The sequence below is a fragment of the Streptomyces sp. NPDC033270 genome (assembly GCF_055576575.1).
The window spans coordinates 90,127-105,573 of the sequence record NZ_JBVIRA010000013.1 but is presented as its reverse complement, the minus strand read 5'-3'; the positions used below and the strand labels follow the sequence as shown (position 1 = coordinate 105,573).

At 72.3% G+C, this 15,447-nt stretch carries 14 protein-coding genes; 6 read left to right on the top strand and 8 right to left on the bottom strand.

Annotated features, from left to right (window positions below):
- Positions 1 to 5 precede the first annotated feature (5 nt).
- Entirely contained in the window at positions 6 to 1,151 is a 1,146-nt protein-coding gene (locus tag ACZ5XZ_RS19670; protein WP_468979615.1) for a hypothetical protein, read from the top strand.
- 11 nt (positions 1,152 to 1,162) lie between these two features.
- Here ACZ5XZ_RS19670 and ACZ5XZ_RS19665 read toward each other — a convergent pair whose 3' ends face one another.
- Positions 1,163 to 2,071, bottom strand: a complete 909-nt coding sequence (locus ACZ5XZ_RS19665) for a LysR family transcriptional regulator (protein ID WP_468979612.1) — start codon at positions 2,069 to 2,071, stop codon at positions 1,163 to 1,165.
- Between the two features lie 102 nt (positions 2,072 to 2,173).
- On the opposite strand from ACZ5XZ_RS19665, the gene ACZ5XZ_RS19660 reads away from it, so the two are divergent.
- Positions 2,174 to 3,445 (top strand): MFS transporter, encoded by a 1,272-nt coding sequence (locus ACZ5XZ_RS19660; protein WP_468979610.1) that lies wholly within the window; start codon positions 2,174 to 2,176, stop codon positions 3,443 to 3,445.
- 37 nt (positions 3,446 to 3,482) lie between these two features.
- Here ACZ5XZ_RS19660 and ACZ5XZ_RS19655 read toward each other — a convergent pair whose 3' ends face one another.
- A complete protein-coding gene (locus ACZ5XZ_RS19655; protein ID WP_468979608.1) occupies positions 3,483 to 3,857 on the bottom strand; it encodes a 5-carboxymethyl-2-hydroxymuconate Delta-isomerase in 375 nt (124 codons plus the stop codon).
- A 471-nt stretch (positions 3,858 to 4,328) separates the two neighbouring features.
- Between ACZ5XZ_RS19655 and ACZ5XZ_RS19650 the strand changes: the two genes are divergently transcribed.
- Positions 4,329 to 5,402 (top strand): HpcH/HpaI aldolase/citrate lyase family protein, encoded by a 1,074-nt coding sequence (locus tag ACZ5XZ_RS19650; protein WP_468979605.1) that lies wholly within the window; start codon positions 4,329 to 4,331, stop codon positions 5,400 to 5,402.
- 5 nt (positions 5,403 to 5,407) lie between these two features.
- Positions 5,408 to 6,280, top strand: coding sequence for an HpcH/HpaI aldolase/citrate lyase family protein (locus tag ACZ5XZ_RS19645; RefSeq protein ID WP_468979603.1), 873 nt, complete (start codon positions 5,408 to 5,410; stop codon positions 6,278 to 6,280).
- 113 nt (positions 6,281 to 6,393) lie between these two features.
- On the opposite strand, the gene ACZ5XZ_RS19640 is transcribed toward ACZ5XZ_RS19645, so the two are convergent.
- From ACZ5XZ_RS19640 to ACZ5XZ_RS19615, 6 genes are all read right to left on the bottom strand, one after another.
- On the bottom strand, positions 6,394 to 7,065 hold the full coding sequence (locus ACZ5XZ_RS19640) for a response regulator (RefSeq protein WP_468979600.1): 672 nt from the start codon (positions 7,063 to 7,065) through the stop codon (positions 6,394 to 6,396).
- On the bottom strand, positions 7,062 to 8,435 hold the full coding sequence (locus ACZ5XZ_RS19635) for a sensor histidine kinase (protein WP_468979598.1): 1,374 nt from the start codon (positions 8,433 to 8,435) through the stop codon (positions 7,062 to 7,064). The genes ACZ5XZ_RS19640 and ACZ5XZ_RS19635 overlap by 4 nt, the downstream gene beginning before the upstream one ends.
- 10 nt (positions 8,436 to 8,445) lie before the next feature.
- The gene (locus tag ACZ5XZ_RS19630) at positions 8,446 to 9,612 is read right to left on the bottom strand and encodes an acyltransferase family protein (RefSeq protein ID WP_468979843.1); all 1,167 of its coding nucleotides are present in this window, start codon (positions 9,610 to 9,612) and stop codon (positions 8,446 to 8,448) included.
- Entirely contained in the window at positions 9,605 to 10,576 is a 972-nt protein-coding gene (locus ACZ5XZ_RS19625; protein WP_468979596.1) for an alpha/beta hydrolase, read from the bottom strand. The genes ACZ5XZ_RS19630 and ACZ5XZ_RS19625 overlap by 8 nt, the downstream gene beginning before the upstream one ends.
- 153 nt (positions 10,577 to 10,729) lie before the next feature.
- Complete coding sequence (locus ACZ5XZ_RS19620) at positions 10,730 to 12,553, bottom strand: TIGR03767 family metallophosphoesterase (RefSeq protein ID WP_468979594.1); 1,824 nt, start codon at positions 12,551 to 12,553, stop codon at positions 10,730 to 10,732.
- A gap of 148 nt (positions 12,554 to 12,701) precedes the next feature.
- On the bottom strand, positions 12,702 to 13,682 hold the full coding sequence (locus ACZ5XZ_RS19615; protein WP_468979593.1) for an EamA family transporter: 981 nt from the start codon (positions 13,680 to 13,682) through the stop codon (positions 12,702 to 12,704).
- Between the two features lie 566 nt (positions 13,683 to 14,248).
- Between ACZ5XZ_RS19615 and ACZ5XZ_RS19610 the strand changes: the two genes are divergently transcribed.
- Both ACZ5XZ_RS19610 and ACZ5XZ_RS19605 read left to right on the top strand, forming a co-directional pair.
- The gene (locus ACZ5XZ_RS19610; RefSeq protein ID WP_468979591.1) at positions 14,249 to 14,587 is read left to right on the top strand and encodes an ArsR/SmtB family transcription factor; all 339 of its coding nucleotides are present in this window, start codon (positions 14,249 to 14,251) and stop codon (positions 14,585 to 14,587) included.
- Between the two features lie 401 nt (positions 14,588 to 14,988).
- A complete protein-coding gene (locus tag ACZ5XZ_RS19605) occupies positions 14,989 to 15,291 on the top strand; it encodes a hypothetical protein (RefSeq protein ID WP_468979589.1) in 303 nt (100 codons plus the stop codon).
- The last annotated feature ends 156 nt before the right edge of the window (positions 15,292 to 15,447 follow it).

The window sequence follows — 15,447 nt, the reverse complement described above, 5'->3', positions numbered from 1 at the left end:
CCACCATGACCACCATCAGCAGCTATGGACCGCCCGGGGGACTGACCGACCTCGGCGAATTCGGCCGCAAGGCGTGGGACGTCTTCGTCTCGGACAACATCGACGCCGCCATCCAGGGCCCCGACCCCGGCGAGGTGCTCCACGACAGCCCCCGGTCGCAGTTCTACAACCTCACCAAGACCGACACCGCCGCCGACGCCCGGACCGCCACCGTCAGCTGGACGGCCTTCCCCCGCATCCTCAAGATCAGCTCCACCTCCGACGCGCAGCGCTGGAAGAAGGCCGAGGCCAGCCGCAAGGCCCAGGACGAGTACTGCGAGTGGAGCGTCACCCGCCGCGACGGCAAGATCACCAAGGCCGCCTTCACCTGCGAGAGCCCCGAGTACTGGGACGTCCTGGTGAAGACCAGCCCGGAGACCGTGCTCCGCCTCTACCGCCGGCACATCAGCCCCGACGTGCAGGAGAGCGACCTCTTCGTCAACGGCGAGTACGACCGGGCCAACAAGTGGAACAGCACCACGACGAACGGTGCGATGCACCTCATCCAGAAGAACAACACCCTTGCCGCGGAGATCGAACTGGCCGCCGCGGGCACCATCCGCCGGGTCGTCGACGGAACGGAGCTGACCGCCGAACAGGAGCTCATCAAGTGCAGCGCCTACGGCCAGGCCGAGCGCAACAGCGACCCCCACATCGGCGCGTCGGTCAACGCGCTCGCCCGCCAGAAGGCGTCCATCAGCCTCGCCGACCCCGTGGGCCTCTACTTCGACGGCCTGTCCACCGAGGGCTGGGCCACCCCCGACGGCTCCGACCCGCAGAGCTACTGGACCTATGAGCGCGGCGAGGCGGACCACCGCGTACGCGCCGTCTACGAGGTCCCCGCCGGCAAGGACTTCACCGTCGGCGACATCACCATCAACGGCCGGCCCATCCAGTACGGCGCCCAGATCGCCGACTTCATCACCATCAAGCTCATGGCCGTCGCCTGCCGCTTCGGCCAGAGCACCACCGAGCCGCAGACCGCCTGCAAACAGGAGGTCGCCACCGAACTCGCCCGCCCGGAGGAGGCCTTCCTCGCCAGCGCGTTCTCCGCGTACGGATACCTCGGCACCGCACCCGGGCGGGCCCTGCGGCCCACCCGGAACGCCTGACGGCGCCGCGGTCACCGCTCGATGTGGGGCCTCAGCTCCGGCGCCAGGGCCATGGTCAGGGCCCGGAAGATCTTCACCTCCGGGTCGGCGTCGTCCGCCCGTACGGCGAGGTAGCTGCTCTCCCAGGGCGCGTCCAGCACCGGTACGAACGCCGCCCCCGGCCACGCGTAGTAGCGGGCGAAGGACTTCAGCCCCGAGCCGGCCGCGCGACCGGTGATCACGCCGGTCAGCACCTCGTGGGGCGTCAGCGCACAGTCCGGGCTGCGGCGCTGGGCCTCATGATCGAAGTACAGGTAGTCGGTGAACGGTGCCGGTGTGTGACCCGGCACCCGGACGAACGGCAGGTCGACGATGTCGGCCACGCGCACCCCCTCCTCACGGGCGTCCGCGATCGCCGACGCCGCCGGCACCGCGACGATGCGCTGCTCCGTGGTGAGCACGTCCGCGACGACCCGCTCGTCGTCCGGTGCCGGCCGCACGAACGCGACATCCACCCGGTCCTCGGTGAGCGCGGTGACGTGTTCGGTGAAGTTCAGCTGCCGCAGCTCGACGGGGACGCCGGGGCGGGCCCGCCGGTAGGCGTTGATCGCGGCCGGTGTCAGCTCCGCCGAACCATGGCCCATGATGCCGATCCGCAGCGGGCGGGTGACCTCGTCCAGGGGCTCGCGTATGACCTCGGAGATGTCGTCCAGCGCCGCGTTCGCGGCGGCCAGCAGGGTACGCGCGTGCCCGGCCAGCCGCGCTCCGGCCCGGGTGGGGGAGACCGGGTTGCGGTGCAGCAGCCGGGTGCCGAGCTCACTCTCGAGCTGCCGCACATGCTGAGTGACCGCGGGAGGGGAGAGGAACAGCCGCGCGGCCGCCCGTTTGAAATGTCCTTCCTCGACCACCGCCAGGAAGGACGACAGCAAGCGAAGGTCCATGTCAGCCACCCTAAGGGGCCAGGTGGGCGGCGCCCGCACGGGCGTTCACGATTCGTGAACGCGGGCCGCGCCGACGGACCGGCGGTGGTGAGACTGAGCGCCATGAGCAGCACAGTCAACCCTCCGGCGCGCCCCGAGCCGTTCGCCGCCGACCGCACCGCCGACCCCGCCCCCATGCCACCGCCGCGCCGCTACGGACGACGCGTCGCCTGCCTGATGCTGGCCTCCGGTTGGAGCGCCAACCAGTTCTCCGCCCTGCTGGGCGCCTACCGCACCGAGGCGGGCCTGTCGCAGTCCGCGGTGACCGGCCTGTTCGCGGTGTACGTCATCGGCCTGATCCCCGGGCTGCTGACCGGCGGCCCACTGGCCGACCGGTGCGGCCGCCGCCCCGTCGCGCTCCTCGCCCTGGGCATCAACCTGATATCGACCTTCCTGCTCATGGCGGGCTCGGCCGCCACCTGGTGCCTGCTGCCGGGCCGTTTCCTGACCGGCCTCGGCGCGGGCGCGCTGCTGGCCGCCGGCAGCGCATGGGTCAAGGAACTGTCCGCACCGCCGTACGACCCGACCGCCTCGCCGGGCACGGCCGCCAAGCGGTCCGGGATGTTCGTCTCGGCGGGCTTCGCCTCGGGAGGGCTGATCGCCTCACTGATCGCCCAGTGGGCGCCGTACCCGATGCTCACCGCGTATCTGCCGCACCTCGTCCTGGCCGTCGGGGCGGGCGCGGCGGCATGGGGCGCGCCGGAGTCCCGGCCGGTGCGTCCCCGGCCGACCGTGGGAACCGGCCCCGCCCCCGCCGTGCCGGAGGCCTTCCCGTGGGCGAGGTTCTGGCGGGCCGTACTGCCGGTCGCCCCCTGGGTGTTCGCGGCCCCGACGATCGGCTTCGTGACCCTGCCGAGCCTGGTCGACGGTGGTTTGACGGGGTGGCAGACCGTCTACGCCGGCGTCGCCACCGCCGTCGTCCCCGGTGCCGGGCTGGTCGTCCAGCCGCTGGCCCGGCACCTGGCCACCCGGCACCGGCTGGCCAACGGGGTCGCCGGCCTTCTGGTCATCGCGGCCGGGCTCGCCTGCGCCGCACCCGCCGCGGCCGCCGAGCAGCCGTGGCTCGCGCTGGGCGCCGCCGCGATCCTCGGCGCCGGCTACGGGCTGACCCTGAGTTTCGGCCTCACCGAGGTCGCCGCCCTCGCCCCGCGGGCACACCTGGCCCGCCTGACCTCCCTGTTCTGGACGCTGGCCTACACCGGCATGTTCACTCCGTACGCCCTTGCCGCACTGTCCTCCGCCACGCTCGGGGTACCGGCGCTCCTCGGGGCGGGCGCGTTGCTGGCGGTGCTGGTCTGCGCGGTGTTCGGGCTGCTGAACCGCGACGGCCGCTGAGGCCCGCCGATGACGCCCTCGCGGGAGACGAGGATCGTCAGCGGTCCCTCGCGGGCGCCACATGATTGGCGTACGCCGCGCCGAGGTCGCGTACGTCCACGGAGGCATGCACCGCCACGGCACCCGCCGATGCGGTGTGGCGCCGTACCAGGTCCAGGACCGCCTGGCTCAGCGCGGACTTGGTCTGGGTGCTGCGCCCGGGCAGGATCGCGAACTCCACGTGGATCAGGGCGTGTCCGGGCTCGTCGTGGCCGATGACGGCCTCGTCGACGCGGCGGAAACGGGTCTTGCAGCTCTCGACGGTGATGCCGTCGACCGTCTCGGCGGCCAGCTTGTGCAGTTCGCGGGCGAAGCCACGGCGATCGAAGGACTCCTGCAGTGCTTCGTCGTAGTCGACGAGTATGTGCGGCATTCTCTCGTTCTCCTTCCAACTGGTGGACACCGACAGGTGTACGGGGAGGGACACTAACGGACCGCCCAGCCCCGGCTTCTGAGCACTTCGGTGAGCGGGGGGGGCGATGTCCGGGGCCACTAGGGCCTGTCCGATGGGTCAGGGTCGGAGAGGCCCTGGCGCCACGGCACGGTCGTGGTCGGGCGGATCCAGCAGCACCGGCACCGCATGGCAGAGCGCGAGCCGCCAGCGCCAGAGGCGCGAGAAGGCCCGTCACCGTCGTCGAAGCCGCCGGCGAGACCCGCACCTCGGCACGGTCCGGCCGCGCCCTCACCTGAGCCGTCGGACCGCGCTCACCTGAGCCGTTCGGTGACCAACAGCACACATACTGATCAGTAGCGTCACCGCCCCGCGGGCCTAAAGTGAGGCCGGATGCCGCCGCCGGACACCCGGCGGTGGCCCCGCACCCCTCGATCCGACCAGGGAGACTGCATGCGCTCTCCGAAGGACTTCTTCCGCCCGCTGGCCGTCGGCGCGCCGACACCCGTGCGTGAAGTACCTTTCCGGCCGTCCCGGATGATCCACTTCTTCGACCCGGGCAACGAGAAGATGGCGGCCAAGGTGCCGGCCATCGCCCCCACCGTGGACGTACTGCTCGGCAATCTGGAGGACGCCGTCGCAGCCGACCGCAAGGAGGCGGCCAGGTCGGGCCTGGTGGAGATCGCCAGGAAAACCGAGTTCGGCGAGACGCAGCTGTGGACCCGGATCAACAGCCTGGACTCGCCGTGGGCGCTGGACGACCTGCTCACGCTGGTCACCGAGATCGGTGACAAGCTGGACGTGATCATGGTGCCGAAGGTGGAGGGCGCCGAGGACATCCACTACGTCGACCGGCTGCTCGCGCAGCTGGAGGCGAAGGCGCAGATCCAGCGGCCGATCCTGGTGCACGCCATCCTGGAGACCGCCACCGGCGTCGCCAACGTGGAGGAGATCGCCGGAGCCAGCCCCCGGATGCAGGGCATCTCGCTCGGCCCCGCCGACCTGGCCGCCAGCCGCCGGATGAAGACCACCCGCGTCGGCGGCGGACACCCCGGATACCTGGTCCGGGAGGACCCGCACGGCCAGGACGACACCGCGCCGCGGGCCACCTTCCAGCAGGACCTGTGGCACTACACCCTCGCGCGCATGGTCGACGCCTGCGCGGCGCACGGCATCCTCCCGTACTACGGGCCGTTCGGCGACATCAAGGACACCACCGCCTGCGAGGACCAGTTCCGCAACGCCTTCCTGCTCGGCTGCGTCGGCGCCTGGAGCCTGCACCCGGTGCAGATCGCGATCGCCAAGAAGGTCTTCTCGCCCGCCCCCGCCGATGTCGCCTGGGCCCGCAGGGTCATCGAGGCGATGGGCGACGGCACCGGCGCGGTGATGATCGACGGCAAGATGCAGGACGACGCCACGTACAAGCAGTGCCAGGTGGTCGCCCAGCTGGCGGACACCCTCGCCGCCCGCGACCCCGAGCTGCGCGACGCCTACGCGGCGGCCGACACCCGGCAGAACAAGGAGTAAGTCCCATGTCCGACGCGACCCTGCGGCCGCGCCGCTCCGTGCTCTACATGCCGGGCGCCAACGAACGCGCCCTGGAGAAGGCCAAGTCCATCCCCGCCGACGCCCTCATCCTCGACCTGGAGGACGCCGTCGCCCCCGACGCCAAGGCCGACGCCCGCAAGCGGGTCGCCGCCGCGGCGGCCTCCGGCGAGTACGGCTACCGCGAGGTGACGATCCGGGTCAACGCGCCGGGCACCGCCTGGCACGCCGACGACCTGCGGGCCGCCGCCGAGGCCGGCCCGGACGCGGTCGTGGTGCCCAAGGTGGACTCCGCCCACACCGTGCGGGAGGTCGAGCGCGCGCTCGAAGCGGCCGGCGCCCCGGACCGCACCGCCATCTGGGCGATGGTCGAAACGCCCCGTGCGATGCTCGACGCCCGTGCGGTGGCCGCCGCCAGCGAGCGACTCACCGTACTGGTGATGGGCACCAACGATCTGGCCAAGGAGCTCCACGCCGAACACGTCACCGGCCGCGCCCCGCTGCTGACCGGACTGTCGCTGGCCCTGCTGGGTGCCCGCGACGCCGGCAAGGTGATCCTCGACGGCGTCTACAACGACGTGAAGGACGCCGCGGGTTTCGAGGCCGAATGCGTACAGGGACGGCAGTTCGGCTTCGACGGCAAGACGCTCATCCACCCCTCGCAGGTCGAGCCGTGCAACCGGGTGTTCGCCCCGTCCGCCGACCAGATCGAGCGCGCACGGAAGATCATCGACGCGTTCGACGAAGCCACCCGTGAGGGACGCGGAGTCGCCACCGTCGACGGGCGGCTGATCGAGAATCTGCACGTCGAGGACGCCCGCCGGATCCTCGCGCTCGCCGCGGCGGTCGCCGGGCGATGAGTTCCCGGGCCTGACGGAGCCTTTGCGGGCACGAGGTGTGCGGCGGCTGCCCCGGTGCGTGAAACGCGCACCCGGGCAGCCGCCGCTCGTCGTCGGGTGGCCGGCCCCTCGGCTCAGTACCCCGACGGCCGCACCAGCCCCGTCTCGTAGGCGAAGACGGTCGCCTGCGTCCGGTCGCGCAGTCCCAGCTTGACCAGGATCCGGCCCACATGGCTCTTGACCGTCTGTTCCGCCACCACCAGCCGCTCGGCTATCTCGCCGTTGGACAGTCCCTGCGCGATCAACGCCAGCACCTCGGTCTCGCGCTCCGTCAGATCGCCGACACGGTCCTTGAGCGGGGTGCGGGGGGTACTGGTGACCCGGGAGAACTCGGCGATCAGCCGCTTGGTGATGTTCGGGGCGAGCAGCGCGTCACCGGCGGCCACCACCCGTACCGCCTGGGCGAGTTCGGCGGCCGAGGCGTCCTTGAGCAGGAAGCCGGAGGCGCCCGCGCGCAGCGCCTCGTACACATACTCGTCGAGGTCGAAGGTGGTCAGGACCAGCACTTTGACGGTGGCGCCGGCCGGTTCGGTGATCTGGCGGGTCGCCTCGATCCCGCCGAGCCGGGGCATGCGGACGTCCATCAGGACGACGTCCGGGGCGAGTTCGGCGACCTTGGCGACGGCGTCCAGGCCGTCGACGGCCTGGCCGACCACCTCGATACCGGGCTCGGCGTTGAGCAGCACCGTAAAGCCCTGACGGACCATCACCTGGTCGTCGGCGATCAGCACGCGGATGCTCGTCATGGGGTGTCCTCAACGGGGGAATCAGGGGTACCGGTGGAACCAGGGTCGGCGGAGGGGCGGTGGGCGTTGGCGGGCAGCAGCGCGGTCACCTCGTAGCCGCCGTCCGGGGTGCGCCCCGCGGCCAGTTCACCGCCGAGCATGGCGGTGCGTTCGCGCATCCCGAGCAGTCCGTGACCGGAGCCGGGGGAAAGCGGGGCGGGGCCGCCCGACGCGGCATTGGTGACCTTGAGCGCGAGCCCGTCGGCGTGGTATTCGATGGCCACCCGCACCGCCGCCCCCGGCGCGTGCCGCAGCGCATTGCTCAGGGCCTCCTGCACGATGCGGAACGCCGACAGCTCGACGCCCGGAGCCAGCGGACGCGGCTCTCCGGTGGTCTCGGCGGTGACCGCGACCCCGGCGGAGCGCACCTTGCCGATCAGCTCGTCCAGCCGGTCGAGGGTGGGCTGCGGGGCGTGCCGCACCTCCTGCGACGGCGCTTCCTCCGAGCGCAGCACGCCCAGTACGCGCCGCAGTTCGGTCAGCGCCTCGACGGCGTTCTCCCGTATGCCCGCGAGGTTCTCCTTCAGCGCGTCCGACGGGTTGTCGACCAGATGCGGAGCGACCTGTGCCTGGATGGAGATCACCGACATGTGATGGGCGACCACGTCGTGCAGCTCGCGGGCGATCCGCCCACGCTCCTCCAGCAGGGTGCGGCGGGCCCGTTCCTCGGCGGTGAGCTCCTCCTGAACGATCAGCCGGCTACGGGCCACCCGGCTGATGCGCAGCGAGGCGCCGACCACCACCGCGGTCGCGAAGCTCACCGCGCCGCGGGTGAGGTCGTTGTTGTGCCCGCCCGGTGCCGGGGCGGGGGCGGCGAGGGCCATGTTGACCATCCCCGCCAGGAGCGTGACCACCAGCGCCTCGACCGCGACGCGGGGGCGGACCCGCAGCGCGAGGAGGAGCAGCACGAGGGTGTGCAGGGCGACCCCCGCGACGCTCCAGGGCCACAGACTGTCGTGGTCGACGACGGGCTCCGCGGCCTGTGCAGTCAGGAAGAGCGCGAGTGTCGACAGCCACCAGGCGAGGACCGGGCGGGTCAACGCGAGGACGGCCGCCGCCGTCTGGAGCACGAGGAGCAGCAGCACCCGCGTCGGGAACGTCTCGTCCTGGTGCCGGTCCCCGCCGAGCAACTCCTGGTAGTCATTCGCATTGAGTAGGAACATCAGCACCGCGAACAGCACCACATGGGCGTGCGGCAGCCGTCCGAGCCAGCGCATGCGCGGCAACGGATCCCGCGCCGCCGTCCACAGATCGCCGCGCAGCGTGCGCAACGCCGTCCCCGCGGCGGCCCGCAGCCGCCGCCCCCCGCCGTCCCCGGCCCCCTCGTTCACAAGATCCACTCTAGCCTCGCCCCGTTGTCACCGGAACGGAGCGCCGCTCCCGCACGACCCGGCTGCCGCCACGACTTGCCCGCCGCCCCTGCTCGTACGTACGAAACGCCGCCCAGCACACCAGCAGCGCCACCGCGAACACCGGCAGCCAGCCCAGCCGGGCGAGCACCCAGCCGGCGCCGTCGGGCACGGTGTGCAGACCGGGCAACGGCCGGCCGGCCAGCAGACCCACCGCCGTCACCGCCATCATCGCGGTCTGATGCCACAGGAACACCGTCATCGCCGAAAGGTTCAGCAGCGCCACCGCGGCCCACACCGCGGGACGTCGCAGCGCCCGGCGCAGCCGATCACGCACCAGCAGCGCCACCCCGCACTGCGCGAGACCGAAGCAGACGACCGCGAGGGTGGGCGGGTTGAGATTGGAGATCCCGGCGCCCGGCACCCCGACCATGGCGGCCGGATAGCCGCCCCACAGCACGAGCCCGGCGGTGGCGGCGGCGCCCCCGACCAGCAGCGCCCATCCGGTCCGGCGTTCGCGCAGCCCGCCCCGCGACCAGAACGCCCCCAGGCAGTACGGGACCAGCCACCCGGCCACCACATTGATCCAGCCCGGCCAGGCGGGCCCGCCCAGACCGAACCGGACCAGGTCGACGTGCAGCACGACGGCCAGTGCCCACAGCGGGTGCAGCCTGGCCACCAGCGGCGTCGCCGCCGTCAGCGCGGCGAAGACCAGCAGGAACCAGAGCGGGGACAGCACCAGCTTGGCCAACGTCCGTACCGTCTCCACACCGGCCCCGGATGCCAGCATCACCGCCGCCGCGGCGCTCCAGACCACCAGCACCGCGGCAACCGGCCGGAACAGCCGCGCCATCCGGGCGCCGAGCCACCGCCGATAGGTCCCGCCCCGGGCCCGGGCGGCGGCGTAACTGCGCGCCCCCGCCTGCCCGCCCACCAGGAAGAAGACCGCCAGGGTCTGCAGCACCCAGGAAACCGGGGCCAGTCGCGGCAGATACTGCAGCGGGCTGGCACCGTGCACGGTGCCGCTGTCGACGACGAGGGCGGTCACCAGCCAGTGCCCGAGCACCACACCGAGGATGGCCAGCGCGCGGAGTGCGTCGATGGTGCGGTCGCGGCCGGCCGGGGTCGCGGAGTCGATCCGCTGGACGAGGTCACGCAGCACGGTGGCGCTCCTCGACCGGCAGGCGTCCGGAGACGATCCGCGCGAGATTCTCCAGCGACACCGATCCCGGGCGCAGATAGTCGCTGTGGCCGCCGGAACCCGCCGCGAAGATCCGGGCGCCGAAGGCCGGGGAGAGCGGGTCCTCGCCCAGCCCGAGTGTGCCGAACGGCAGAGGGATCTGCCCGTGCGGCACGTCGGCGATCCAGTCGGCGCCGCCGCGCCCGGCCCAGACCGTCGCCCGGGTGCGCAGCGCGGCGACACCGTCGCAGCCGGCGCCGGGGCTGCCGTACAGCACGATGTCCGCCACGGCGAGGCCCGCCGCGGCCCGCCCGCAGACGACCGAGCCGTAGGAGTGGCACAGGACGGAGACCCGCGCAGTCGGCCGTGCCTTGTTCAACTCGTCGACGAATCGCACGAGGTGGGGTGCGGCATCCGCGGCTAGGGCGGGAGTGAGCACCTCGGTGCTCAGCGTGCCCGGGGTCTGGTAGCCCAGCCAGGCGACGACGGCGGTGCGGGAGCCCACTTCGTGGTGGAGTGCTCGCGCACCGGCCCGAAAGCGCTCGTAGGTGTCGAGGCTGGTGTCGGACCCCGGCACCAGTACGGCGATCCGCTCGGCCCGCGCCAGGTCGCCGAGGACCTCGGTGGTGCGGCCCCCGCCGCGGCCGTCGAACGACAGGAACTGCCGCGCCGGAGCCGCCATGGCGCGCAGCGCGGCGGCCCGCCTCCGGTCGCCGTGGCCGGCGGCCATCCGCTCCGCCGCGCCGATGCCGTCGCGGTTGACGGCGTACCGCGCGGCGAGCGCGCCCGGCGTGGCGGAGCGCAGCGGGCCGAGGTCGGCCGGGGCGGGCGCCGGGACGGCCGCGGGGCGCGCCGCACCCGAGACGGGCACGGCCACCGAGGCGGCGACAAGAGTGGCGAGCAGGGTGCGCAGCAGACGCTGGCCGCGCGGGCGGGACGCCATGAGCGGTGATCCTTCCGTACCGGAAGCCGGTGGTGCTTCCGGTACCGAAGCTATGGATCACACCGCTTGGTCCACGTCCCGCCAGGGAGCGTACTTACGGCCTGGCTCTCAGGTATGGGGGTAGGGGTCCGCCCTTAGGGTCTGTCCGATGGGTCACGCCCGGGGCAGGAGAAGTTCGGTGTTGCGGTCCGCGGCCGTGCCCGCCATCACTTCGTGGACCGCGCCGGGCGCCGGCATGCGGTCGGCGAGACCGGGGGCGTTGTAGGACAGCTCCCGGTAGAGGGACGCCAGCCCGACGGCGGACAGGTCGTCGAAGTCCGTGCGGTACGGCGCGGCCGATTCGATGAGCGTGGTGAACAGCGACAGCGTTCCGTCGTGGTTGTCGACCAGTTCCAGGAGCCGTGCGTGCTGGGGGTAGTCGATGTGGGAGGCGGTGTTGACCTCCCAGAAGGAGCGGGCGGGGGTGGCATGGGCGTGCGGGGTGATGCGGTTGACGTGGCTGTGCCCGTTGATCCAGGCCACCACGTTCGGAAAGCGGCTGAGCAGCGCGATGACCTCCGCGCCGTCGTGCCGGGTCTCGTCGGTGCGGGCCGCGTCGGGGCGCCGCGTCATGCTCGGACTGTGATGGTGGCTGAAGACGAGGAGGTGCGCGTCGTCGCCCCCGGGGTTGCGCACCACCCGGCCGTCCGCGTCGTGATGGCGCGTGCTGTGCGCGGCCAATGTCCGTTCCAGCCAGCGCAGTTGCTCGGTTCCCAGTGATCCTTCGTAGTGGCCGCTGCGGTAGGTGGTGTCGATGCTGATGCCCACCACTCCGTCCGCGATGGGGAAGGAGTAGTACATCCGGTCGCCGTCCAGGTGGTTCTCGGTGTAGCCGTGCCCCACCGGCCCCGCTCCCGCGAAGGCCGGGTCCAGATGCGCGCGCAGGTACTCGTGCGGCGTGGCCAGGCGCCGGCGGTCGTCGGCGGTCACCGTCCGCGCCCTGGCGGAGTTGCGGCGCAGGATGTCCCTGAGCACGGTGCTCTTGGGATCGTCGCCGGTCTCCAGCACCTTGGCGAAGGCGGCCACGTCGGCGTCCGGCACGGAGAAGAGCTTGCGCGCCCCGGTGATGTACTCGGCCAGCTGAGGGTCCTGCGGAGCCAGGCAACCGCCCGGGAGGTCGTCGTGGTTGCCGGGCGTCGAGTACCACGGAATGCGCAGGCCGGGGCTGGTGACCGGGCGGATCGCGGCGTCGAGGAAGCCGGGTATCCGCGGCATTCCGCGCCGCTTGTCCTGGTCGCGCAGACTGTCGTCGGGATGCCAGTACAGCGGGAGGCCGGAGTTCTGGACGCCTTCGTACGCCGTCGGGTCGCCGGTGTTGGGGGTGATCCGGCCCCCGCTCATCACGGTGAGGAACCACTCCAGCTCCACCATCGAGTGGTTGTCGATGTTGTCCCCCGTGGACATCACGAAGCCCGGCGGCCGGCCGGTATGGGGGCCGCCGCCCAGCGCGTTCACCTGCTCCACCAGCGACACCGCGCCCGCCACGGACAGCGCCTCCTGCCCCCGCCACGATCCCGGGGACCCGGCGCGCAGGAATTCGGTCCGCAACGGGCTCTGGACGTCGGCCACATGCAGGTCGGTGAACTGCACGAAGCACGCCAGGGCGGTGCGCCGGTCCCGGCGGGCGGCCCTGGCGGTGGCGAGTTCGCCCCGTACGACCAGGGGCCATCCGGGGCCGGGGGCGATGCGCCGGTAGCCACCACGGCCGGCGAGCCGGGCGGTCGTCTCCAAGGTGGTGGTCCCATACGGTGCCGCTCGTCCGGAGAGCGGGCGTGCCGACGACGGGCCGGGGCCGCCGCGCTGTGCCGGCACGGCGCCCGCGGTCGTGCCGCCGCGGCCCATGTGGGGGAGTGCGAAGGCGGCGCCGGTCGCGGCGACGGCGGCACCGGAGGTGAAGAGGAATCGACGACGGTCGGTGGTGATGTCAATGCCGGCCATGGGGCCCTCCTGCGGTGGCGGGCGGACCCGGCCACAGCGGTGTCACCAAGATTCGGAATCTCTCATTCCGAACTCTGCGGGAGGCTCGTGGCCGGCAGTTGAACGGGCCCGGAACGCGGAACACCGATCGCCGGTCGGTCTGGTCCGTTCAGGGGCTTGAGGAACATCCCCCGGGGACATCGCCTTCGCTCCGCTCGGCTGTCGCGCCGGGCGGGGAGGTGACGGCGGCCCGGACGCGTGACGTCCTGCGCTTTCCGGCTCCCAGGTACGTGGCCGCGATGGAGGCGCAGGCGACTGCGGCGATACCGACCCACTGGGGCCAGGCGAGGTACTGGCCGAGGATGAGCAGGCCGAACAGAGCGCCTGCGGCCGGTTCCAGGCTGGTCAGTACGCCGAAGACGTGTGGCGGGATCCGACGCATGGCCTCCAGGTTGAGCGAGTACGGGAGCACGCTGGAGGCCACCGCCACTACGGCCGCTACCCACAGGACGTGCGGGTCCAGCAGCGCGCTGCCGGCGTGGGCGATGCCATAGGGGGCGCTGAGCAGGGCCGCCCAGGTGATGGCCACGGCCAGGCCCTGGCCGCCGCTGAGGCGGGTGGCCATGCGCGCGGAGACGAGGATGTATCCGGCCCAGCAGCAGGCCGCCGTGGCGGCCAGGGCGAGGCCGACCGCGGGCAGGGAGGTGCAGCCTGTGCCGCTCAGCAGGAACACGCCTGCTGCGGCCAGGCAGGCGGGGAGCAGGTCGACTGCGCGGCGGGAGCCGGCCAGGGCGATGGTGAAGGGGCCGAGGAATTCGATCGTGGCGACGATTCCGAGGGGGAGGTGGTTGACGGCTTCGAAGAAGGCGATGTGGTGTCCCGCGAGGAGGGTCCCGGCGGTGAGCACGGTCTTCCAGGCCCCCTTGGTCGAGCTCAGCGCCCGGCGCTTCGGGCGCCACAGGGCGCAGAGAATCACGCCGGCGATCAGCAGCCGCAGGAACACCACGCCCGCGGCGCCTGCCTGCGGATACGCGCGCGGGGCGAGGGCCGCACCGAACTGGAGCCCGCACACGCCGGCCAGGACGAGACAGGGTGCGGGCACCTTGCCTGCGACGGCGGACAGTCCTTGGGCGGCGCTGTGTTGCTGCATTCCTCGGTCCGTGGTTTCGGGCCCCGGGCAGGTGCCGGGGCCGGTGGTCGTGCGGATGGTCGAACAGGTTCGACCGGCTGTCGGGCTGTCGTGTCCCGGGACGTGGGCGGTCGGTCGGCGACGCGCAGCAGCGGCTTGCCGGTAGAGGTGCGTCCGCCCCTGAGCCGGTGGGCGCCGCTCGCGTCGCAAAGGTCGACCCCCTGCCGCTGGCGGCGCGGCGAACCTCCTCGGCACAGCCGCCGTCGTCGACGAGCGCGGCTACCTCCAGGCCGGGACAGTAGGGCAGGGACGCCACCCGGCACCCCTCGGCGCGCGTCTTCACGTCCGCGGAGTCCACCCCTGCCCAGGCGGCGTCAACGGTCACCTGGCCCGGCCCCGGCCCCGGCTCGGGCACCGCGGCCTGCACGAGCCGCAGCACGTCGGGGCCGCCATACGCCTGGAACTCGACGGCGCGCATCCTCGGACCCCCCTTCCATCAATGTTCAACCGGAAGCGAACATCGGCAATGTAAGATGGAAGTCGAACATTCCGCAAACGGGTGTGATGACCGCGCAGGAGGAAGAGGGATGTCGGAGCGCACCGAAGCCGGAGGGCACCGACCGGCGCCCGTGCACACACACCCCGCCGACGTCGCCCTGCTCACCGCCCTGGCCGCACTCGCGGACCCGGTGCGCATTCAGCTGATCCGCGAGCTGGCGGCCCACTCCGACTGGATGCTCAGCTGCAGCAACTTCGACGTACCCGTCGGCAGAGCCGCAAAGAGCCACCACTTCAGCGTCCTTCGCGACGCCGGCCTCGTCGAACAACGCGACCAGGGCACCAAACGCCTCAACCGGCTGCGCCGCGAGGAGTTCGACGCCCGCTTCCCCGGCCTCCTCGACCTGGCCCTCCGCCCGGAAGACTGAACGGCAGTGGGCTCGTCAGGCCACGGACTTCAGCCCCACCGGGCCGGAGCAACTGCGCGACGCAGCCCAGGCGCAGGGCGTGGCCGGGCAGGTCACCGCCGTCCCGCTCGACCTGCCCGCCTGTTGCCGTATGACCGGTCATACCTACCTCGGCCCCGTCCCCGGCGCCGATCAGCCCGCCCCTCGTAGCCTCCCCTTTGGCGTGCTTGAGCGGGGAGAGCCGGGCGACGTCCTCGTCCAGGACATCGTGCTCCCGCTCGGCGGCGGGAAGCGACCGCAGCTGGGCGACGGCGGCGCGCGATCTGGCGCGGATGTTCCTCAAGCCCCGTTTAGCAACCGTTGATCCCCGGCGGGCAAGATCGGTCCGCAGGCGCACACCACCGACCATTTAGGGGGAACCGATGAGTGTCGTGACGTTCTACACGCTCGAATGCGTCGAGCAGGAGGACTGGAACGGGGCGGACGACATCTACCTCACCATCAATGGCGTGCGGGTCTACTCGACCAGCATCGAGAACATCGACAAGCGCCATATCAACAAGTCCTTCCCCTTCTCGGGCGATGTCGCGACGGTCCGCATGTACGAGAGCGACCGGCTCGACGACGACGACCTGCTCGGCGAGCAGGTTCCGCTCCTCGGCTACGGCGAGATGAAGTTCCGAGAGGACGGTGCCCACTACACGCTCTCCTACAAGCTGTCCTGAGGGGAGGCGTCAGCGGGCCGGAGACGCCGGCGGGGGGGGGGGGGGGGGGGGGGGGGGGGGGGGGGGGGGGGGTGGGGGGGGGGGGGGGGGGGGGGGGGGGGGGGGGGGGGGGGGGGGGGGGGGAGGGGGGGGGGGGGGGGGGGGGGGGGGGAGTAC

Bases quoted from the DNA above. Each gene is read 5' to 3' on its own strand.
- ACZ5XZ_RS19670 (WP_468979615.1), top strand. From the start codon at position 6: ATGACCACCATCAGCAGCTATGGACCGCCCGGGGGACTGACCGACCTC.
- ACZ5XZ_RS19665 (WP_468979612.1), bottom strand. From the start codon at position 2,071: ATGGACCTTCGCTTGCTGTCGTCCTTCCTGGCGGTGGTCGAGGAAGGA.
- ACZ5XZ_RS19660 (WP_468979610.1), top strand. From the start codon at position 2,174: ATGAGCAGCACAGTCAACCCTCCGGCGCGCCCCGAGCCGTTCGCCGCC.
- ACZ5XZ_RS19655 (WP_468979608.1), bottom strand. From the start codon at position 3,857: ATGCCGCACATACTCGTCGACTACGACGAAGCACTGCAGGAGTCCTTC.
- ACZ5XZ_RS19650 (WP_468979605.1), top strand. From the start codon at position 4,329: ATGCGCTCTCCGAAGGACTTCTTCCGCCCGCTGGCCGTCGGCGCGCCG.
- ACZ5XZ_RS19645 (WP_468979603.1), top strand. From the start codon at position 5,408: ATGTCCGACGCGACCCTGCGGCCGCGCCGCTCCGTGCTCTACATGCCG.
- ACZ5XZ_RS19640 (WP_468979600.1), bottom strand. From the start codon at position 7,065: ATGACGAGCATCCGCGTGCTGATCGCCGACGACCAGGTGATGGTCCGT.
- ACZ5XZ_RS19625 (WP_468979596.1), bottom strand. From the start codon at position 10,576: ATGGCGTCCCGCCCGCGCGGCCAGCGTCTGCTGCGCACCCTGCTCGCC.
- ACZ5XZ_RS19620 (WP_468979594.1), bottom strand. From the start codon at position 12,553: ATGGCCGGCATTGACATCACCACCGACCGTCGTCGATTCCTCTTCACC.
- ACZ5XZ_RS19615 (WP_468979593.1), bottom strand. From the start codon at position 13,682: ATGCAGCAACACAGCGCCGCCCAAGGACTGTCCGCCGTCGCAGGCAAG.
- ACZ5XZ_RS19610 (WP_468979591.1), top strand. From the start codon at position 14,249: ATGTCGGAGCGCACCGAAGCCGGAGGGCACCGACCGGCGCCCGTGCAC.
- ACZ5XZ_RS19605 (WP_468979589.1), top strand. From the start codon at position 14,989: ATGAGTGTCGTGACGTTCTACACGCTCGAATGCGTCGAGCAGGAGGAC.